Here is a 21716-nt window from a genome sequence, read left to right as displayed (position 1 = left end):
CCGGTGATTTCTTTGTGTTTTCTTTAGTGCAGCGTTGTCTGGTGACCCGAAAGCCAGTCTCAATTCCGGAATCTCACCGCAACACTCTTAGTGACCTGAAAACGAGATAACAGCGGTTAGGGTTGAATGCCATTCTGTATGCTGAGCCGAAAGTCAGAGGCAATCCCAGAAAACCACAGCGATAAAGCACTCAACATAAAAAGCAGAGATAACAGCGGGTGGGTTGAATAACATTCTGTCTGCTGAGCAAAAATTCAGAGGCAATCCCAAAAAATTACAGCGATAAAGCACTCAACATAAAAAGCAGAGATAACAGCGGGCGGGTTGAATGCCATTCGGTCTGCTGAGCAAAAATTCAGAGGCAATCCAAAAAAACCACAGCGATAAAGTTCCCGACATAACAAGAAGAGATAACAGCGGGTAGGTTGAATAACATTCGGTCTGCTGAGCCAAAAGTCAGAGGCAATTCCCAAAGTTACAGCGACAGCGAACCCAACATAAAAAGAAAAGATAACAGCGAGGGGGTGGGGAGGCCGTCAGAACCGCTGAGCGGATGAGGGATTTCAGGACGAGCGACAGGGATGTCGCGAAGAGGCGGGTTCGCGCCAGGGATGGCGCGTCCCGCTGGTCCGTGAGAAATCCTGAAGTAGCGAAGGAACCGCGAAGCGGCGGTGAAGCAGGCCGGAGCCCGGGGTCAAGGGGGCGCGGCGACTGGCGCCCCCTTGTCGGTCGCCTGCAGAGGCGAATCTGAAACTACCTGGCTTACCAGGCGAACGAAACCTTCTCATAGCCCGTTCGCGCAGCGAACAACTCCAGCTCCAGCTCCAGCACCGCACCTCAGCCCGTTCGCGCAGCGAACAACTCCAGCTTCAGCACCGCACCCCAGCCCCGTTCCGTTCGCGCAGCGAACAATCCCTGCGAACGCCCTTACCCTATGGTCATCAGGCTCGCATTACCGCCTGCCGCAGCGGTATTCACACTCAGCGAACGCTCAATCAGCAGACGCTCCAGCAGCAGATTGGTCTCGCCGCGGGCAAAGCCCTGCACCGACACAATCGCGCCTTCACGTGCGGCAATCTGTTCACACAGGGTACGCAGCTGATCCGCATCACCGTGATAGATCACCGCATCAAACTCTGCCGCTAACGGGTCACGCGCCAGCGTGATGCGCGCTTTCACTGCATCCGGCAGCGAGGCCAGCAGCGCGCGATGCAGCTCATCATCCTGCCACAATGCTTTACTGCCGACGCTGGTCACCGCGGCCAGCTGGATTAACGCATCCTGCTCGTTATCAGCCAGACAGAGCACCTGATCACGCGGCAACAGTGAGAAAGTATTGCGTTCGCCTGTCGGGCCAGGCAGCAGACGGACCACGCCCGCCTGCGCCAGATCGCCATAGTGCTGGCAGAGTTCAGCCAGTTCAGGCTTATCCTTAGCCCAGTTGCTGAGTGCCAGATGCGGTGCCAGCAGTGACTGACGCAGCGTGCTGTCCGCCGGGCGTTCTGCATCCTGACGATCAAAAGTCAGACGCAGCGCACTATCCGGACGATGCGCCAGCAAGCGGTAAAGATAGAGCGGACCGCCCGCTTTCGGACCGGTACCGGATAAGCCCTCGCCACCAAACGGCTGTACGCCGACCACCGCGCCCACCATATTGCGGTTGACGTAGAGATTGCCGACTCGGGCGTTCGCCGTGACCTGTGCAATCGTTTCGTCGATGCGGGTATGTACGCCCAGCGTCAGACCATAGCCGGACGCATTGATCTGCTCAACCAGCTGCGGCAGGTTATTGCGGGTGAAACGCACCACGTGCAGCACCGGGCCAAAAATCTCTTTATCCAGATCGCTGACCTGACCCAGCTCAATTAGTGTCGGTTTAACAAAGGTACCGCTATTCCACTCTTTGCTGTCCTGCGGGTTTTCCTGCACCGCCTGATAGACCGTGAAGCCTTTATTACGCATCGCCTGAATATGGCGATCGATATTAGCTTTCGCTTCGGCATCAATGACCGGACCGATGTCGGTCGAAAAGCGTTCCTGATTGCCCATGCGGCACTCGGCCATCGCGCCGCGCAGCATCTTCAGGGTATGGTCGGCGACATCTTCCTGAATGCAGAGCAGGCGCAGGGCAGAACAGCGCTGTCCGGCACTGTCGAAGGCAGAGGCGACGATATCGATCACCACCTGCTCAGTCAGCGCGGAAGAGTCGACGATCATCGCATTCATCCCGCCGGTCTCAGCAATCAGCGGCACAGGACGACCGTGCTGGTCGAGGCGACCCGCCAGATTACGCTGCAGCAGTGTCGCCACCGCAGTTGAACCGGTAAACATCACGCCACGTACCCGAACGTCACCGGTCAACTGTGCACCAACGGTTTCACCCTGGCCAGGCAGCAGTTGCAGCACGCCTGGCGGCACACCCGCATCCAGCAGGATCTGAACCGCCTGTGCGGCAATTAGCGGTGTCTGCTCGGCCGGTTTGGCCAGCACGCTGTTGCCCGCTGCCAGTGCAGCCGCAATCTGACCGGTAAAGATCGCCAGCGGGAAGTTCCATGGACTGATGCAGACCACCGGGCCCAGCGGACGATGGGTTTCGTTGTCGAAATCGTCACGCACCATTCCGGCGTAGTAATAGAGGAAATCAACCGCTTCGCGCACTTCCGCGATGGCGTTGTTGTAGGTTTTGCCCGCTTCACGCACCAGGATGCCAAGCAGCTGCTGCATCTGGCCTTCCATGATCTGTGCGGCGCGTTCCAGAATGGCGGCACGCTCCTGCGGTGGTGTGGCAAACCAGATTGGCCCGCTGTTCACCGCGGCATCCAGCGCCACAGAAACTTCCTGCTCTGTGGCTTCACGGACCTGACCTACACGGTCGCCAGGCGCTGCCGGGTTCAGAATGTCGCGCAACTCGCCGGCACCCGCTTCACCGTCGATCATCGGCTCGGCCAGGCAGGGCTGTGCGGCGCTGCTCAGCAGGGCGCTGGAGAGTGAGGCAAGACGGTGTTCGTTGGCCATATCCAGACCCGCAGAGTTGACGCGGTTATCGCCATACAGATCGCGCGGCAGGGGGATTTTCGGATGCGGCAGACCAATGGCACCTTCGCTGGCACCCAGCTTCTCCACCGCGCTCACCGGATCGGCCACCAGTTCATCAATCGGCAGCGAGGTATCGGCAATGCGGTTAACAAAGGATGTGTTGGCCCCGTTTTCTAACAGGCGGCGCACCAGATAGGCCAGCAGGGTTTCATGGGTACCGACCGGCGCATAGATACGGCAGGGGCGGTTAAGCTTGCCGTCCGCCACTTTGCCGACCACCTGCTCATAAAGCGGTTCGCCCATGCCGTGCAGGCACTGGAACTCATACTGACCGGGATAGTAGTTGTTGCCCGCCAGCTGATAAATCGCCGCCAGGGTGTGGGCATTATGGGTAGCGAACTGCGGATAGATCAGGCTTGGCACGGCCAGCAGTTTGCGGGCGCAGGCCAGGTAAGAGATATCGGTGTAAACCTTGCGGGTGTAGACCGGATAGCCTTCCAGGCCTTCCATCTGGGCGCGCTTGATTTCGCTGTCCCAGTACGCGCCTTTCACCAGACGAATCATCAGGCGACGGCGGCTGCGCTGCGCCAGATCGATCAGCTCATCAATCACAAACGGACAGCGTTTCATGTAGGCCTGAATCACAAAACCTATGCCGTTCCAGCCTTCCAGCTCTGGCTCGAAACAGAGTTTCTCCAGTAAATCCAGCGACAGTTCCAGCCGGTCCGCCTCTTCTGCATCGATGTTGATGCCGATGTCATAGGAGCGGGCCAGCAGCGTCAGCGATTTCAGAATAGGGTAGAGCTCTTCCATCACGCGCTCATATTGCGCCCGGCTGTAGCGGGGATGCAGTGCTGAGAGCTTGATAGAGATGCCGGGACCTTCATAGATGCCACGACCATTCGACGCTTTACCAATGGCATGGATCGCCTGCTGATAAGAGAGCAGATAGGCTTTGGCATCGCCTGCCGTCAGGGCCGCTTCGCCCAGCATGTCATAGGAGTAGCGGAAGCCTTTCTCTTCCAGCTTGCGGGCGTTAGCCAGCGCTTCGGCAATGGTTTCACCGGTGACGAACTGCTCGCCCATCAGACGCATCGCCATATCCACGCCTTTGCGGATCAGCGGTTCGCCACCCTTACCGATAATGCGGTTAAGCGAGCTTGAGAGATTCGACTCGTTGTGGGTCGAGACCAGACGGCCGGTGAACAGCAGGCCCCAGGTCGCCGCGTTGACAAACAGTGACGGGCTGCGTCCCAGATGTGACTGCCAGTTGCCGTTGCTGATCTTGTCGCGGATTAGCGCATCACGCGTTGGCTTGTCGGGAATACGCAGTAGCGCTTCAGCCAGACACATTAGCGCCACACCTTCATGGGAGGAGAGTGAGAACTCCTGCAGCAGGCTCTGCACCATGCCCGCGCGTCCGGTTGCCCCTTTCTGGTGCCGCAGCTTGTCGGCAAGCTGGTAAGCCAGCTGATGGGTTTTCTCTGCCATCGCCGCCGGTAAACGTGCCTGTTCCAGCATCATTGGCACCGCATCAGTCTCCGGACGACGCCATGCGGCGGTCACCGCTGAACGGGTCACGGACTGAGGTAAAATCTGCTCTGCGAAATCAAGGAACGGCTGGTGCGTCTCCTCTGGCTGGGTGTCGTCGGACTCCGCGGCCGCCTGGGCAGAAAGCGGGATCTCCGGCACGGTATCGCCGGTTTCCAGCTGGCCCAGGTAATTAAAGATCGCCTGTTTAATCAGCCAGTGTGGCGTGCGATCGATGCGCTGCGCAGCCAGTTTGATGCGCTCGCGTGTCGCGTCATCCAGTTTTACACCCATGGTAGTTGTAGCCATGACTCCAGAGCTCCTTGATAGTGGTTCGATACGGCGTTGGCTGCACTATCACTTAAGTTGCAACTTTGTGCAACCGTGTTAAATGTGAGCCAGTTAACACCCTTTTAACGTCGACGATTGTTAAATCCCGCAATGCGGCACGGATATTGCTGCAAGATCCTCGCCAGGCTGGCAGACCCGATGAAAAGCGGGTTTCAGACAGGTAATACGACGGTGCAACCGGATAACTGTGAGCGAGTGCAACCTATGAGCACGTTTTCACAAACGGTTAGTGAAATCACTGTAACGCCTGTGTTAAATCCATTGTGCGCACAACGCCTTTCCGGCAGGATACCGCGCCGCTGGGAAATGAGTGACGCCCTGACGAAGAAAATCGGCCCGCTTTGCCCCGTTCCGGCAGGCGGGTAGCTGGCGATTTCTCTGGGATATCAAATAATAAGTGGAGAGACAGATGAGTGTAAGTACACCTTTGCTGGTGACCTTTTTGGTTTATATTCTTGGGATGGTATTAATCGGGTTTGTGGCTTATCGCTCGACCAAAAACTTTGATGATTACATCCTCGGTGGCCGCAGTCTGGGTAGCGTGGTCACAGCACTCTCTGCCGGTGCATCCGATATGAGCGGCTGGCTGCTGATGGGCTTACCGGGTGCGATCTTCATCTCCGGTATCTCTGAAAGCTGGATTGCGATTGGCCTGACGATCGGTGCCTGGCTGAACTGGAAAATCGTGGCCGGTCGCCTGCGGGTTCAGACTGAACATCACAACAACGCCCTGACGCTGCCGGACTTCTTTACCAGCCGCTTTGAGGACCACAGTAAAATCCTGCGCGTGATCTCCGCCATTGTGATCCTGGTATTCTTCACCATCTATTGCGCCTCAGGCGTGGTAGCCGGTGCGCGTCTGTTTGAAAGCACCTTTGGTATGAGTTACCAGACCGCTCTGTGGGCGGGTGCAGCGGCGACCATTCTCTATACGCTGGTGGGCGGTTTCCTGGCGGTGAGCTGGACCGATACCGTTCAGGCGAGCCTGATGATTTTTGCGCTGATCCTGACGCCAGTGTTTGTGATTATCGCGGTCGGCGGCTGGTCTGATTCGCTGGCGGTGATTGAAGCGAAGAGCCTGGAAAACCTCGACATGCTGAAGGGACTGAACTTCGTCGCGGTGATCTCCCTGCTCGGCTGGGGCCTGGGCTACTTCGGGCAGCCCCATATTCTGGCGCGCTTTATGGCGGCGGATTCGCATCGTTCAATCCGTACCGCTCGCCGTATCGGTATGACCTGGATGGTGCTCTGTCTGGCCGGTGCCGTGGCGGTGGGCTTCTTCGGTATTGCCTACTTCCAGAACAACCCGACGCTGGCGGTTGGCGTTAACGCCAATGCGGAGCGGGTCTTTATCGAGCTGGCGCGTATCCTGTTCAACCCGTGGATTGCCGGTATTCTGCTGTCAGCGATCCTGGCAGCCGTGATGTCAACGCTGAGCTGTCAGCTGCTGGTCTGCTCCAGCGCCCTGACCGAAGATCTCTACAAAGGCTTACTGCGTAAAAATGCCAGCCAGAAAGAGCTGGTATGGGTAGGGCGTCTGATGGTGCTGCTGGTGGCGCTGATTGCGATCGCGCTGGCGGCTAACCCGGAAAACCGCGTGCTGGGCCTGGTGAGCTACGCCTGGGCGGGCTTCGGTGCGGCGTTTGGTCCGGTGGTGCTGTTTGGTGTCTGCTGGAAGCGGATGAACCGCAACGGTGCGCTGGCGGGCATGATCGTCGGTGCGCTGACCGTGCTGGTGTGGAAACAGTATGGCTGGCTGGGACTGTATGAAATCATCCCGGGCTTCATTTTCGCCAGCATCGCCATTGTAGTGTTCACGCTGATGGGCCGTGAGCCATCAGCAGAAGCGCAGCAGCGCTTTGCCGCTGCAGAGGCGGAGTTCCAGACAAAATAAGCGAGGCGTTAATCGCCTGGCCCGTCCCGAAAGGGGCGGGCTTTTTTGTTACAAAGATAAACCACTCAAAGATGAAATTATCTCCACCGGCAACTTGTTTTTTTCTCAGCGATAATGATAATCGGTATCGTTTACACTTTACCTTATTTTACTGTTTATTGACGCTGCTTAACATTCAAGAGGTTGGCGATGTTTGTTCCTTTTCTCATCATGCTGCGCGAAGGGCTTGAAGCCGCGCTGATAGTCAGCCTGATAGCCAGCTATCTCAAACGCACCCAGCGCACCCAATGGTTTCCCGCGATGTGGGCTGGCGTGTTTATTGCCGCCGGGCTCTGTCTGGGCCTGGGTCTGTTCATCAATGCCACCACCGGTGAGTTCCCGCAGAAAGAGCAGGAGCTGTTTGAGGGCATCGTGGCGCTGATTGCGGTGGTGATCCTCACCTCAATGGTTTTCTGGATGCGCAAAGTCGCCCGCAACATCAGGGTCGAGCTTGAACAGGCGGTCGATCAGGCGCTGCAACGCTCAGGTCGTGGCGGTCTGGCGCTGGTGCTAATGGTGTTTCTTGCCGTGGCGCGCGAAGGGCTGGAGTCGGTGTTCTTCCTGCTGGCGGCGTTTACCCAGGATGTCGGTTATGCGCCGCCGATTGGCGCGGTGCTGGGTCTGGCAACCGCGGTCGTGCTGGGCATGCTGCTCTACTGGGGCGGTATCCGTCTTAACATGGCCCATTTCTTCCGCTGGACCAGCGTATTCATCCTGTTTGTCGCCGCGGGTCTGGCAGCGGGCGCCATCCGCGCCTTCCACGAAGCGGGTTTATGGAATCGCTTTCAGGATGTCGCCTTCGATCTCAGCAATACCTTATCGACCCATTCGCTGTTCGGCACCCTGCTGGAAGGGGTGCTGGGTTATCAGGAGACCCCAAGCGTCAGTGAAGTGACCGTTTACTTCGCCTACCTGATCCCGGCTCTGATTCTGTTCTTTATGCCTGCGCGTTCTGCTGCGTCGGCCACTGTGTAATTTGACATTTAACGGGCGCATCTTACGCCTGCAACATGATAGGGAAAGAGAGATGACAATGCGTTTCCGCCGCAAGGCACTGCTGCTTCCTCTGCTGGCGATCTCCGCAACGGCGGCCGCGGCGGTTCCTCAGGTTACCGTAAGCGTCACCGACAAGCAGTGCGAGCCGATGAGCTTAACGGTCAAGGCCGGTAAGACCCAGTTCCTGATTAAAAACAACAGCCAGAAAGCGCTGGAGTGGGAGATCCTCAAAGGCGTGATGGTGGTTGAAGAGCGTGAGAATATCGCGCCGGGCTTCAGTCAGAAACTGACCGCCAATCTGGAGGCGGGCGAATATGAGATGACCTGTGGGCTGCTGAGCAATCCAAAAGGCAAGCTGATTGTGCAAGCCGGTGAGGGCGCGGCGAAAAGTGGCACCTCAGCACGTATGCAGCTGGAAGGCCCGATCACCGAATATAAAGCCTATGTGACCGACCAGGTGAACCAGCTGGTGAGCAACACCCAGGCCTTTACTGACGCCGTTAAAGCGGGTGATGTTGAAAAAGCCAAAGCGCTGTTTGCTCCGACCCGTCAGTATTATGAGCGCATTGAGCCGATTGCTGAGCTCTTCTCCGATCTCGACGGCAGCATTGACGCCCGTGAAGATGACTATGAGAAAAAAGCGGCCGATCCTAAGTTCACCGGTTTCCACCGTCTGGAGAAAGCGCTGTTTGCTGATAACAGCACGAAAGGCATGGCGGACTACGCTGAGCAGCTGAATAAAGATGTGAAAGATTTGCAGGTGCGCATCAGCGAACTGGCCTTCCCGCCAGCCAAAGTGGTCGGCGGCGCAGCCGGCCTGATTGAAGAGGTCGCTTCCAGCAAAATTTCCGGTGAAGAAGATCGCTACAGCCGGACTGACCTGTGGGACTTCCAGGCGAACATTGATGGCGCGCAGAAAATTGTCGATCTGCTGCGACCCATGGTAAGCAAAGCGAACCCGCAGTTGCTGGCCAAGGTTGACGCCAACTTCAAAAAAGTGGATGCGATCCTGAGTAAGTACCGCACCCAAACCGGTTTTGAATCCTATGAGAAACTGACCAGCGCCGACCGTAACGCGCTGAAAGGACCGATCACCGCACTGGCGGAAGATCTTTCATTACTTCGTGGCACCCTGGGTCTGGATTAATCATGAGTCGCAAGGAAGATGACGCGCAGCCTGCGCGTCGTCGGTTACTAAAAGGGCTGGGGCTGCTGGGTGGCGCGGCAGCGCTGAGCGGCGGCTGTCCGTTCCATGCAGCCGCCGCCGACAGCTTTTCGCCGGGGACGGTTACGCCGCAGGCCCGACAGCAGATGCAGCCGTTTTATGGTCAGCATCAGGCAGGTATCACGACGCCACAGCAGGCATCGATGATGCTGGTGGCGTTTGATCTGCTCAGCAGCGATAAAGTGGAGCTGGTGCGTCTGTTCCGGTTGCTGACCCAGCGTATTGCCTTCCTGACCACGGGCGGTCCGGCACCGGTAGTCACCAATCCGCGGTTGCCGCCAATGGATTCCGGCATTCTTGGGGCGACTATCGCGCCTGATAATCTGACGATTACCGTGTCGGTCGGCAATTCACTGTTTGATGAACGCTTTGGTCTGGCGCCGCACAAACCGAAAAAATTGCAGCCGATGACTCGCTTTCCCAATGATTCGCTGGATGCCAGTCAGTGTCATGGCGATCTGCTGTTTCAGCTCTGTGCCAACACTCAGGATACGGTGATTCATGCCCTGCGGGATATCATCAAACATACGCCTGACCTGCTTGGCGTACGCTGGCGGCGCGAAGGCTTTATCTCCGATCACGCCGCGCGCAGTCAGGGGCAGGAGACCCCGATCAACCTGCTGGGTTTCAAAGATGGCACCGCCAATCCGGATACCCACAACCCTGCTCTGATGAATCAGCTGCTGTGGGTGACCGACGATCAGGACGAACCGGTCTGGGCGCGCAATGGCAGCTATCAGGCTGTACGGTTAATCCGCTTTCACGTCGAAATGTGGGATCGCACGCCGCTGGGCGAGCAGCAGACTATCTTTGGTCGCGAGAAATTAAGTGGCGCGCCGCTGGGGATGCAGCATGAGCGCGACGTTCCGGATTACGCCCGTGATCCGGACGGCGAAGTGATTGCGCTGGATGCGCACATCCGTCTTGCCAACCCCCGCACGCCAGAGACGGCAAGCAGCCTGATGCTGCGGCGCGGCTACAGTTACTCCGCGGGTATCTCTGCATCGGGACAGCTGGAGATGGGGTTGCTGTTCGTCTGCTATCAGCACGATCTGGAACGCGGCTTTCTTACGGTGCAGCGACGCCTGAATGGCGAAGCGCTGGAAGAATATATCCGGCCTTTTGGTGGCGGTTACTTTTTTGTTTTGCCCGGTGTACCAGACGCCAGCCATTATTTAGCGCAGTCGTTGCTGGAAGCCTGATTAAAATTCAACCACTGTGGGCGTACCTGTTCTGGTCGCCCACGTTTTACGGTTTTCGTGCTTTGCTGGCTGAGGTTAAACTGAGTTTTAGCGGTTGTCTGGCATATATAAAATAAGCTAATACACTGTAATTAAAAGATTTTACATTTTGCCTTAAAAGAAATACATACACGTGATTAGCAATTCTTTTGCCAGCAGGTAAAATTACTATTGCAAAGGCCCAACAAAATGGTGCACTTTATTAAACAGGCGTAATCGGATGTGTTGATGTATCACACTGGAGTTCGCGCATGGGTCGAGTCTTTAATGGAAAGTCACTGTCAGTAAATAGATTGCGCCTGACCGCGAGGGCAATTCTGCCTCGTTATTTCTTCCTTCCTTCAACCATCTCTTTTGTTTTATCGCATCCTGTTTTATCCGGTGTTCAGCTACGCTATTGCGCTGCTGCATACCCACTATCCTGTCCTGTCATGGCTCAAAAGGAAGCCAACTGAAACCTCTAAAGCGTTCACGTTATCGCAACGGGCCACCGGCCTGACGCAGGAAATGAAACCAACTGAAAGGTGCCACTATGGGAAGACAGAAAGCAGTGATCAAAGCGCGTCGTGAAGCAAGAAGAGTGCTTCGTAGTGACTCAAGAAGTCATCGTCAGCGTGAAGAAGAGTCGGTCACTTCGCTGGTGCATATGAGTGGACTGGATGCCATTGGCATGGCGCGCGATACGCGTGACCGGTTGCCAATTGAAGCCCGTAATGAAGCTCAGGCGCACTATCTTAACGCCATAGAGAGAAAACAGCTGATCTTCGCAACCGGTGAAGCCGGGTGCGGTAAAACCTGGATCAGTGCCGCAAAAGCGGCTGAGGCCCTGATTAATAAGGATATCGACAGGATTATCGTTACGCGCCCGGTACTGCAGGCAGATGAGGATCTGGGATTCCTTCCCGGCGATATTTCTGAGAAATTCGCGCCTTATTTCCGCCCGGTTTATGACATTCTGGTTAAACGTCTTGGCGCATCCTTTATGCAATATTGTCTGCGTCCGGAAATTGCCAAGGTAGAGATTGCACCGTTCGCCTATATGCGTGGTCGCACCTTCGAAAATGCTGTGGTAATTCTGGACGAGGCGCAGAACGTCACCGCCGCGCAGATGAAAATGTTCCTGACCCGACTGGGCGAAAACGTCACGGTCATTGTTAACGGCGATATTACCCAGTGCGACTTGCCCGCTGGGGTGCCTTCCGGTCTCGCAGACGCGCTGGCGCGTTTCGAAGAGGACGAGATGGTTGGCATTGTACGCTTCGGCAAAGAAGATTGTGTGCGTTCTGCGCTGTGTCAGCGCACCCTGCACGCGTATAGCTAGCGTTTGATTGAGTAGAAGTGTAGCGCCCAAACCCGGCTCCGGCCGGGTTTTCTTATTGTGGGGCAGGACTGCGCCCGCGGTCGTTCCCCGGCGGGGGTTATCACACTCTCTCAGCGTGAAATATGCAAAAAAAAGAGCCTGAACAAAAGTTCAGGCTCTTCTTTGAAGATGGCGGTGAGAGAGGGGTTCGAACCCTCGATACGTTGCCGTATACACACTTTCCAGGCGTGCTCCTTCAGCCACTCGGACACCTCACCAGATTTACTTCGCTGACCGCGATGGGTCAACGGGGCGGTACTATAGGGAGTCGACTGAAAACGGTCAAGCACTATTTTTCTCTTTTGATCTATTCGCTTAAGCTCTGAACGAATTGATTTACTGCGGCATAAAACCCGCCGTTTTATCGGCCACATCCCGCCAAACTGATGAGCCCGGTCAGGTGAGTTTTATAGCAGCAAATAACTCGGGGCGGCGTTCTCAGCCTCGTTACTGGTCAGACGCTGCCCCGACTGATGCCGGAATCAGCTCTTTACTCTGTTAGCGAAACTTTTCCGCAGCTTCTGCAATTTCGGTGGAATGACCGCCATGCAGTAGCCGTTGCGCTGGCCCGCGCCTTCCCAGTAATCCTGATGATAAGCTTCAGCGGGATACCACTCTTTCAGCGGCTCAATGGTGGTCACCACCGGCACATCATGGTCAGCCTGAGCGCGGGCAATGGCGGCGCGTGCTTCCGCTTCCTGCTCTGCATTGGCCGGGAAAATGGCGGAACGATACTGGGTGCCAATATCATTACCCTGACGGTTAAGCTGGGTCGGATCATGCGTCACAAAGCTGATATCCAGCAGATCGCCAAAGCTGACTTTATCCGGGTCGAAGCCAATGCGGATCGCTTCCGCATGACCGGTCGCACCGCTGCAGACCTGCTCATAAGTCGGATTAGGACGAGCACCGCCGGTATAACCGCTTTCTACCGACTCTACGCCGATCACATCCTTAAATACCGCTTCGGTACACCAGAAACAGCCGCCAGCGATAACTGCGTATTCGATTGCCATAATAATTTACTCCTGTCAGGTCGAAAGAGGTGAATGGGGGCGCAGAAGAGCGCTTTCAACTAGATCAGCATCTCCGGTTTAAAATCGCCGCTCTTATCCAGTATTTTGTCGCTCATCACGCTGAACCGGCCTTCGCCAGTGTAGTGCAGGGTAGTGGGGTATTCCGGCTGCTCGGCGACGTGCGCTTTAACAATCTCAAAAATAAACAGGTTGTAGTTAGCGACCATCGAATCGTCATAAAGCTGACACTCAAAGCTGGCAAAACATTCGGCAATCATCGGCGCGCCAACCACCTGAGCGGGTTCCGGCGTCAGGCCAAAGGCCTCAAACTTATCAATGCTGTCGCCGTGGCTGTTGCCGATTGCCACAACTTCATCAATCAGCGAGGCAGAAGGAATGTTCAGCACGCACTGACCGCTGTTGCGGATCAGCTCATGGCTGTGGTTCATACCGGCAATCATGCAGCCGACCAGTGACGGAGAAAACTCCAGCACCGTGTGCCAGCCGAGCGTCATGATGTCATGTTGATCTCCGTACTGCGAACTGAGCAGCAGCACCGGTCCGGGTTCAAGGTATTTGCGGGCTTTGCTGACCGGAAAAGCATATTTGTGCATGCGTTGGCTCATGGCGTAACTCCTGAAACGGAACGTAGCCATTAAGTGTAGAGCACCGGGCGGATGCAGCAGGCGTGTCAGCGGGCAGAAATGCGAGGTTGATGGCGGCGTCTGGCAGCGCAGACATTTTTAGCGGCAGTGTCGCGAGCTTAAGGTTTCCTTAATATGCAATCGCGATACTGCCTGCTTTAACTGAGGATGATGCTATGAAAACTGCTCCTGTTGCCCTGTCTGTGACTGCTCCGCGTCCGATGAGTGAATATGCTGCACTGCTGATTGCCGCAGCTACGGTCGTTCTGTTCCTCTCCGCCTGGTTCAGCGCTTAAAACTTCACCACGGCACGACAACCGCTTCGGTCGCGGCGGTTCTCTAAGAAAAACTGAAACCGGTGTAACTGGACGATGCGGCTGACGATGCTCAGCCCGAGTCCGATACCGCCGTAGCGACTGTCCATCCGGATAAACGCTTTACTCAGCTCGCCACTTTTACTCTCATCAATTCCCGGACCCTGATCTTCCACCACCAGCATCGGCTGAGGAGCTAACACCAGCTGTACACTGATGGTGCTGTTATCCGGGCTGTAGCGATGGGCGTTCTCAACCAGGTTACGCAGCAACATTTTCAGCAGCGTGGCATCACCGCGCACAAACTGCTCCTGCGGCAGATCGAGCACCAGCGTCTGCTGATGCGCCTCCAGCATGATACTCAGCTCTGCCTCCATTGGCAGGATCACATCTTCAATCAGCCCCACGTTCTGATAGGTGCCAGAGGTAAAGGACTGTCCGGCGCGCGCCAGATTCAGCAGCTGCGACACGCTGTGCGTCATCTGATCCAGGCGCTGCACCAGCGGCTGAACTTTGACATCGCTGTTACGTTCGATTAACTCCAGATGCAGCCGCAATCCCGCCAGCGGCGTGCGCAGCTCATGTGCCACGTCGGCGGTGAACAGCCGTTCGCGCTCCAGACTGCTGTTCAGACGCGCGACCAGCTGGTTTATCGCCTGCGTCACCGCATCGATCTCCTGAACCTGACTGTGGCAGGCGACGGGATCAAGATTCTCTTCGCTGCGACTCTCCAGTTCACGCTGCAGCTGATAAAGCGGCCGGGTAATCCACTTCACCGCCTGATAGCAGAGCAGCAGCGTCAGGGTAATCATCACCAGACTTGGCACCGCCAGGCTGGCTACCGCTTCATGCACTTCACGCTTAACGTGACTGTCCATGTTGCGCTTCTGCAGCTGCGCTTCCACCAGAAACTGAATCTGCTCTTTGCTCTCATGCCACAGCCAGACCACGCTGATCACCTGGAAAACCAGCAGGATCAGACCGATGGTCAGGATGAGACGAAAGCGCATACTGCGATGATCGAAACGTCTTATCATGTTGCCTCACGAACGCCATCCTGCGTCACCAGCGCATAGCCAAAACCGCGCACGGTGCGGATAGCGCTTTTGCCGATTTTGTCGCGCAGATTATGGATATGCACTTCCAGGGTATTAGTAGAAGGCTCGGTCTCCCAGTTATAGATATCCTGGTAGAGAATTTCACGGTGAACCGGATTCCCGGCCTTGAGCATCAGCCGTGACAGAATCGCAAACTCTTTGGGTGTCAGATCCAGCAGTACGTCGCTGAGCGTAATCTGGCGATGGGTCATATCCAGCGCCAGCGCACCCACTCTGACATGACTGTCGCCCTGATTGACGTGGCGGCGGATCAGGGCGCGGATCCGCGCCAGCAACTCATCCAGCGAGAACGGTTTGATGAGATAGTCGTCGGCGCCTGCGTCGAGTCCGGCAATGCGTTCGCTGATGGTGTCGCGTGCGGTCAGGATCAGCACCGGCGTCATCTTCTTCTGCCGCCGCAGTCGTATCAGAAAATGCAGTCCATCTTCATCCGGGAGGCCAAGATCCAGCACCACCAGGCTATACAGGCCGCTGGCGAAATGCGCTTCAGCATCCCGCACCCGCGTAACGCCATCACAGACATAGCCTTCGCCTTCCAGTGCCAGCATCAGACCCTGCAGCAGCAAGGCATCATCTTCAACAATCAGTATCTTCATTAAGGTTGGCTCCGACACGACGTCAAAATATCATCCGCAGGCACATATTCGTGGGTCGCGGTGCCGGTTAATCCCAGCATGGTTGAAAACACATTATCCTGTGAAAAATCGTCTGTCGCCGCCAGTTTATTCAGACAGCCGCGATTAACCGCATAACGTTTCTGATAATCATCGGAAAGCCAGATCAGCAACGGCACATGTTTCTGGGTGTCCGGCGCGATAGCATAGGGCAGGCCATGCAGGTAAGCACCATTTTCACCCAGGGATTCGCCGTGGTCAGACAGATAGACCAGGCTGGTGGTGAAGCGGTCCTGATGTGCACGCAGTACGTTAATGGCTTTATCGACGATGTGATCCACATTGACCAGCGTATTGTCATAGGTGTTGATCAACTGTTGTTGCGAACAGTCCTGAATCTGGTTGGTGTCGCAGGTCGGTTCAAACTGACGAAACTGTGGCGGATAGCGATGGCTGTAAGTCGGGCCATGACTGCCAATGGTGTGCAGCACAATCACCGCGTTGCCTTTTAACTGACTGATGTACTCATCCAGACCGTGGAACAGCACGTCGTCGTAACACTCACCGTCAATACACATGCCGGGCAGGTTCAGGCTGGTCATGTCCTGATGCGGAACGCGATCGCAGGCCCCTTTACAGCCCCCATCGTTCTCATTCCACAACACGCTGATCCCGGCGCGCTGAATAATATCCAGCAATCCCTCCTGATGGGCGGCCAGCACATCATCATAGTGGGCGCGCGGCATGTTGGAGAACATGCAGGGCACGGAAACCGCCGTCGCCGTTCCGCACGAGGTGGTGTGCGGGAAATAGATCACATCATCTTTCGCCAGCAAGGGATTGGTCAAACGACCGTAACCGCCCAGCGAGAAATTTTGCGCACGCGAGGTTTCGCCCAGCACCAGAATCGTCAGGTTAGGTTTGCCACTGCTGCGGCTGGGCTGCAGGTGCGCATCTTCACCGATGCGTATCAGCGGCGCGTTCTGCAACTGCTCATGCTTATACCAGGAGAGCGTCGCCGCGATGCTGTTAGAGGGGCTCAGCGCTTTTACCAGTTCGCGGTTGTTACGGAACAGCGAAGCGTAATCTTTATAAAAGAGCAGGGCGATCAGCACAATCAGCGCCGCTGACAGCAATACGCTGAGCAGTCGCGCCAGCACGCCACGCCACTGCTGTTTTTTGATTCGCGGCCAGAACAGCAGCAACGTCATCAGCACGCCCGAGGTGAGCAGGGTTACAAGCAGCTGTGGCGTAATCAGCGCAAAAGATTCCGAGGCGGTGGTATCCATCATGTTGGTGATCATCGAGCGATCGACCACGATGTTATAGGTGTGAATAAAGAACTGTGCCGAGGCGGAGAGCAGAATAAACAGCGCGGCCAGCAGCCGATCCAGCCAGATAAACGAGGCCAGCGTAATCACGATATTGATCACGCTAAAGGCGACCAGCGGCATCGATAAAAAGACCAGCGTGGTGTGCAGGTCGTTCAGCGGCATCACCGCCAGCACCTGACGGTAATAGGCAACGTTAAGGAAAACCGCGATGTAAACCGCAGCCAGAATCAGCAACGTAAGGCGGCTAATCAGCGGCCTCTTCAGGGTAAACGCCATGTGAGCAGGAACCAGAGTAATAAAAGTGTCACGAGAATGCGCTTTCAATATTAGGAATACCTTAAGAGCCTTAAGCTTTGGGGGGGCCGACTCTGCCGGGTGCGATACGTGCGTGACTCCAGTCAGCAGCGGATCGTGTCCGGCCTGAACATCAGAAGCGAAGCAGAATTGAATGGTGCTTTTATGCTGACTTAGCCGCAGCGGCTGGCATGAAACCTGCATCTTTCTGGCATAACCCCTGTTAATGACTACACTTACTGTGAAGATGTTCTCAGTTAGCCAGTATTGTCAGCAATGCGCTTGCAAGTTTGAGGAGAGTGACCTATCCCGTTACCGCGTTTTATCCCTCAATCACCGCTTTATCAGAATTTCCCGCTTGCTGACCTGACTGCGTCAGGACATTCTTGTTTTAACTCAATGTTTTATTAAAATTCGATTTTCAGGAGAAGTAACGTGACCCAAGCGGCAGACACCCATGCCAGGTACCCGACATTAAGCGGCGGGCAGTACGCCTTCTTTTTTGATGTCGACGGCACGCTGGCAGCGATTCAGTCCCGTCCCGAAGCGGTATTTATTCCTGAGCAGGTCATCGCGCAACTGCAGCAGCTCTCTGCACTCTCGCAGGGCGCGCTGGCGCTGGTCTCCGGCAGACCTATAGAACAACTCGATGCGCTGGCCGCTCCCTGGCACGGCCCGGCTGCGGGCGTACATGGTGCAGAGCGCCGTGATGCAGAGGGTAATCTGCAACGCATCAGCCTGCCGGTCGAGGTGGAGCAATCGCTCAGGGCGGAATTGCAGAATGCTATGGCATCCTGGCCTGGCACCCAGCTGGAGGTAAAAGGCATGGCTTTCGCACTTCACTACCGCCAGGCGATGCAGCATGAGCAGGATGTGATGCGACTGGCTGAACAGTCAGTGAAACGTTTTCCCGGACTGGCGCTTCAGCCGGGGAAATGTGTGGTAGAGATTAAACCGGCAGGTATCGATAAAGGCGCCGCAATCAGCGACTTTATGCAGCAGCCCCCTTTTGCCGGACGTACGCCGGTCTTTATTGGCGACGATCTGACGGATGAGAAGGGCTTTCTGGCCGTGAACGCACGGCAGGGCGTCTCGATCAAAGTCGGAGAAGGTTCCACCCAGGCCCATTATCGGCTTCATGATGTCGATGCGGTTTACGGCTGGCTGGAAAGAACATTATTACTATCAGATCAAGACAACGTCGGTAAGGAGTTTAGGTTATGAGTCGTTTAGTGGTTGTATCTAACCGTGTCGCCATGCCCGATGGGTCAAAAACCAGCGCTGGCGGTTTGGCCGTCGGTATTCTCGATGCACTGAAAAGCACCGGTGGACTGTGGTTTGGCTGGAACGGTGAAATCAGCGAGTACACAGGCGAAGAGGTAGAAGAAGTCACGGTTCAGGAACATGAAGGTATTGAGTATGCCTCGTTCCCGCTGAGCCAGAACGATTACGATCTCTACTATTGCCAGTTCTCAAACACTGTCATCTGGCCCGCATTCCATTATCGCCTTGACCTGGTTCAGTTCCAGCGGGAAGCGTGGGAAGGGTATTGCGACGTTAACGATGCGGTGGCACAGCGTTTAAAACCGCTGATCAAGCCGGATGATATTGTCTGGATCCACGATTATCACTTTTTACCGTTTGCAGCCGCGTTGCGTCGGGCGGGCATTAATAACCGCATCGGCTTCTTCCTGCATATTCCGTTCCCGACGCCTGAAATATTTAATGCGCTGCCGCCGCACAAAGAGCTTCTGGAAATGCTGTGCGAATATGACCTGCTGGGTTTCCAGACCGAATCGGATCGGGTGGCCTTCCTCGACAGCGTCAGCCAGCTTACACAGTTGCAGAATAAGGGCGACAAAAAACATCGCGCCTTTGGCAACACCTTTATGACTGAGGTTTATCCTATCGGGATTGAGCCAGACAGTATTAAAGAGATGGCCGAAGGGCCGCTGCCACCAAAAATGGCCGCCATGAAGAAAGAGCTGGGCGATGCACGCAATATTATTGCCTGCGAACGTCTCGACTATTCCAAAGGTCTGCCTGAGCGTTTTCTTGCCTATGAAGCGCTGCTGGAGAACTTCCCGCAGCATCGCGGCAAAATTCGCTACTCGCAGATTGCACCGACCTCGCGCGGCGATGTGCAGGCGTATCAGGATATCCGTCATCAGCTGGAGACCGAAGCAGGGCGCATCAACGGTAAATACGGTACGCTGGGCTGGACCCCGCTCTACTACCTTAACCAGCATTTTGACCGTCGCCTGCTGATGAAAATCTTCCGTCTGACCGATGTCGGTCTGGTTACGCCGCTGCGTGACGGTATGAACCTGGTGGCGAAAGAGTACGTGGCTGCGCAGGACCCGGATGATCCCGGTGTACTGGTGCTGTCGCGCTTTGCGGGTGCGGCTAACGAGCTCACCTCCGCGCTGATTGTAAATCCGTATGACCGTGATGAAGTGGCAGCCGCGCTGGATAGGGCGATTACTATGCCGCGTACCGAAAGGATTTCACGCTACAACGACATGATGGCGGTATTGCGTAAAAATGATATTACCGCCTGGCGTGAAGGCTTCCTGAAAGACCTGGAGCGCATTGAACCGCGCAGCGTTGACCACAACACGGTTAACAAGGTCGCGACCTTCCCAAAACTCGCCTGATATCTGTTCTGACTCAGGTTATGAAAGCAGCGGCGCCTCTACGGCGTCGCTGTTTTTTTTCGGCCCAGGTCACAGAAAACTTGCCTGCTATCTGTTGATGACCGTTTGCTACGATTCTACGCTGATAACGTCAGTGGCTGCCCGGAGTGGCCCGATAAATGCAGGTAAGCCCGGAAATCCCCGTCCTGTCAGCCCCTGCCGCTTTCTTTACCTTCTTAACTCAAGTTTCTCTTCAGGCTGCCGATAGTGATAGTGCCAACGCATAACCCTTCGTTAATTCATTCGACTTTCTTATATAACCCCTTGTTACAGTGGGATTCAGAGTCTGTACACCCCGCCACCACTGTTAACGTCAGGTTGCCAGAAATCTGACCTGCTGCCGTATAAACCTTAACGCTTTCATTACTCACCCTCTGCGATACTCCCCTTAAGTAACTAATTTAAAAGCAAATACCTGAAGGTCGCAGCAGCATAATATGCTGACAACCTTTCTTTGGGTGGTTCTAAATAGGGTGTTAAAACGATTAACACCCGATATTCATTCCGGACTGCGCAAAGCGTCGAATAGCGATGCTTTTACCCCCTATTAAACCTTTCTCAGGACCAATTGGACTTAAAATCGGGCTTTTTTGCTCAAAAAATGACCAGTCGGTAAGTAATGGTAAAGGGTTGCTGAAGAAATTTGCGTTAAAAGTGTGATCTGCGTCACACTTTATCTAAAATTTCACATCACTGTCGTTGTATGTCGAAATCAGACGATATAGATTTGCGTTGTTTTCGGAATAGTCCTAAAAAATGTAAGAAGACGTCACGGAAGATGTCCAGAACTCGAAAATAAAATGGCATGGATTTTCGACCTTCGGTGGGTCTGAAACCCACACAAAAATGGAAGGCGAAAACGGTGACATTAACGTTACGTGAAGTTTTTTTTGCCATCTTTTGATTTAACAAACAGCAGCTCGAACCGCAGATTTATTCTGCGATACAGTTACGTCGCATCTCTCAGGATGGAAAAATAATGGGCACCTCTGAAGTACTGAAACATATTTACGATCTCAACTTGTCTTATTTACTGCTTGCGCAGCGTTTAATTAACCAGGATAAAGCTTCTGCAATGTTTCGCCTCGGAATTGACGAGAAAATGGCGAATGCATTATCTGAATTAACATTGCCTGAGATGGTAAAAATGGCGGAAACCAATCAACTGGTTTGCCAGTTTCGTTTTACCGATAGCAGCACCATTAATCGCCTGACGCAGGAATCACGCGTGGATGATTTACAACAAATCCACACCGGCATTTTATTATCGAGCCGTTTACTGCGTAATGCGTCTAAAGATGATGCACCTGCTAAAAAGAGAGCAATGTCATGAGTGAGAAAAGTATTGTTCAGGAAGCACGTGATATTCATCTCGCGATGGAGCTCATTACATTAGGTGCCCGCTTACAGATGCTTGAGAGCGAAACCCAGCTGAGCCGCGGTCGTCTCATTAAGCTCTATAAAGAATTACGTGGCAGTCCGCCACCGAAAGGTATGCTGCCGTTCTCTACGGACTGGTTTATGACGTGGGAGCAGAACATTCATGCTTCTATGTTCTGTAACGCCTGGAAGTTTTTGCTGAAAACCGGGTTGTGCAGCGGCGTCGATGCCGTGATTAAAGCTTACCGCCTGTATCTTGAACAGTGTCCTCAATCGGACGAGGGCCCGCTGTTGGCGCTGACTCGTGCCTGGACCCTGGTCCGATTCGTTGATAGCGGTATGCTGGAACTGGCAGATTGTAAAAGCTGCAACGGCAGCTTTATTAATCATGCGCATCAGCCGGTTGGCAGCTTTACCTGCAGCCTGTGCCAGCCACCATCACGGGCAGTAAAAAGACGTAAACTTTCTGCAGAACCTGCCGATATGTTTCCACAACTGCTGGATGAACAGGTTAAACACGCCGTTTAAGTTTGTTCGCACTGTGGAAGCCATCCAGCAGCGGTTAATACCGCTGCTTTTTTTTTGCTTGCGGTTCAGGAATAACATCTGCGGCTCTCTGGCTTAACTTCCACCA

Annotated in this window: 15 protein-coding genes and 1 tRNA gene; 9 read left to right on the top strand and 7 right to left on the bottom strand. The window is 54.9% G+C overall.

Translation table 11 applies throughout. The features are described 5' to 3' along the window. Positions 1-927 precede the first annotated feature (927 nt). Positions 928-4875 carry a trifunctional transcriptional regulator/proline dehydrogenase/L-glutamate gamma-semialdehyde dehydrogenase gene (gene putA / locus GVJ63_RS05260; RefSeq protein WP_159226500.1) on the bottom strand — a complete coding sequence of 1316 codons (3948 nt, stop codon included), beginning with the start codon at positions 4873-4875 and terminating at the stop codon, positions 928-930. Positions 4876-5326: 451 nt separating this feature from the next. Here putA and putP point away from each other — a divergent pair, with 451 nt between their 5' ends. From putP to phoH, 5 genes are all read left to right on the top strand, one after another. Beyond that, positions 5327-6811, top strand: a complete 1485-nt coding sequence (gene putP / locus GVJ63_RS05255) for a sodium/proline symporter PutP (protein ID WP_010670826.1) — start codon at positions 5327-5329, stop codon at positions 6809-6811. 189 nt (positions 6812-7000) lie between these two features. Then, positions 7001-7825 (top strand): iron uptake transporter permease EfeU, encoded by an 825-nt coding sequence (gene efeU / locus GVJ63_RS05250; protein ID WP_031593440.1) that lies wholly within the window; start codon positions 7001-7003, stop codon positions 7823-7825. Between the two features lie 52 nt (positions 7826-7877). Next, positions 7878-8993 carry an iron uptake system protein EfeO gene (gene efeO / locus GVJ63_RS05245; RefSeq protein WP_010670825.1) on the top strand — a complete coding sequence of 372 codons (1116 nt, stop codon included), beginning with the start codon at positions 7878-7880 and terminating at the stop codon, positions 8991-8993. A 2-nt stretch (positions 8994-8995) separates the two neighbouring features. Beyond that, the gene (gene efeB / locus GVJ63_RS05240; protein WP_159226499.1) at positions 8996-10273 is read left to right on the top strand and encodes an iron uptake transporter deferrochelatase/peroxidase subunit; all 1278 of its coding nucleotides are present in this window, start codon (positions 8996-8998) and stop codon (positions 10271-10273) included. Between the two features lie 571 nt (positions 10274-10844). Next, positions 10845-11633: a phosphate starvation-inducible protein PhoH gene (gene phoH, locus GVJ63_RS05235; RefSeq protein WP_010258505.1), complete on the top strand. Its 789-nt coding sequence runs from the start codon at positions 10845-10847 to the stop codon at positions 11631-11633. Between the two features lie 169 nt (positions 11634-11802). Here phoH and GVJ63_RS05230 read toward each other — a convergent pair. From GVJ63_RS05230 to eptA, 6 genes are all read right to left on the bottom strand, one after another. Further along, positions 11803-11890: transfer RNA gene (locus tag GVJ63_RS05230), tRNA-Ser, on the bottom strand. 264 nt (positions 11891-12154) lie between these two features. After that, a complete protein-coding gene (gene msrA, locus GVJ63_RS05225) occupies positions 12155-12688 on the bottom strand; it encodes a peptide-methionine (S)-S-oxide reductase MsrA (RefSeq protein WP_010670823.1) in 534 nt (177 codons plus the stop codon). A gap of 59 nt (positions 12689-12747) precedes the next feature. Next, positions 12748-13314 carry a flavin reductase family protein gene (locus tag GVJ63_RS05220; protein ID WP_031594590.1) on the bottom strand — a complete coding sequence of 189 codons (567 nt, stop codon included), beginning with the start codon at positions 13312-13314 and terminating at the stop codon, positions 12748-12750. Between the two features lie 310 nt (positions 13315-13624). Continuing rightward, entirely contained in the window at positions 13625-14683 is a 1059-nt protein-coding gene (pmrB, locus tag GVJ63_RS05215) for a two-component system sensor histidine kinase PmrB (RefSeq protein WP_010258517.1), read from the bottom strand. After that, positions 14680-15360 (bottom strand): two-component system response regulator PmrA, encoded by a 681-nt coding sequence (gene pmrA, locus GVJ63_RS05210; RefSeq protein ID WP_010670822.1) that lies wholly within the window; start codon positions 15358-15360, stop codon positions 14680-14682. The genes pmrB and pmrA overlap by 4 nt, the downstream gene beginning before the upstream one ends. Beyond that, positions 15360-16988, bottom strand: coding sequence for a phosphoethanolamine transferase EptA (eptA, locus tag GVJ63_RS05205; RefSeq protein ID WP_159226616.1), 1629 nt, complete (start codon positions 16986-16988; stop codon positions 15360-15362). Before eptA ends, pmrA begins: the two co-directional genes overlap by 1 nt. Positions 16989-17441: 453 nt before the next feature. Between eptA and otsB the strand changes: the two genes are divergently transcribed. From otsB to flhC, 4 genes are all read left to right on the top strand, one after another. Then, positions 17442-18230, top strand: a complete 789-nt coding sequence (gene otsB / locus GVJ63_RS05200; RefSeq protein ID WP_064691411.1) for a trehalose-phosphatase — start codon at positions 17442-17444, stop codon at positions 18228-18230. Next, entirely contained in the window at positions 18227-19663 is a 1437-nt protein-coding gene (gene otsA / locus GVJ63_RS05195; RefSeq protein ID WP_060680405.1) for an alpha,alpha-trehalose-phosphate synthase, read from the top strand. Before otsB ends, otsA begins: the two co-directional genes overlap by 4 nt. Before the next feature lie 1018 nt (positions 19664-20681). Further along, positions 20682-21035, top strand: coding sequence for a flagellar transcriptional regulator FlhD (gene flhD / locus GVJ63_RS05190; RefSeq protein ID WP_010258528.1), 354 nt, complete (start codon positions 20682-20684; stop codon positions 21033-21035). After that, a complete protein-coding gene (gene flhC / locus GVJ63_RS05185; RefSeq protein WP_010258532.1) occupies positions 21032-21610 on the top strand; it encodes a flagellar transcriptional regulator FlhC in 579 nt (192 codons plus the stop codon). The genes flhD and flhC overlap by 4 nt, the downstream gene beginning before the upstream one ends. Positions 21611-21716: the final 106 nt, after the last annotated feature.

Source organism: Pantoea sp. 18059, assembly GCF_902706165.1.
In the GTDB taxonomy this organism is placed as follows: Bacteria; Pseudomonadota; Gammaproteobacteria; order Enterobacterales; family Enterobacteriaceae; genus Pantoea; species Pantoea agglomerans.
This window is presented reverse-complemented; position numbering and strand designations above follow the sequence as displayed.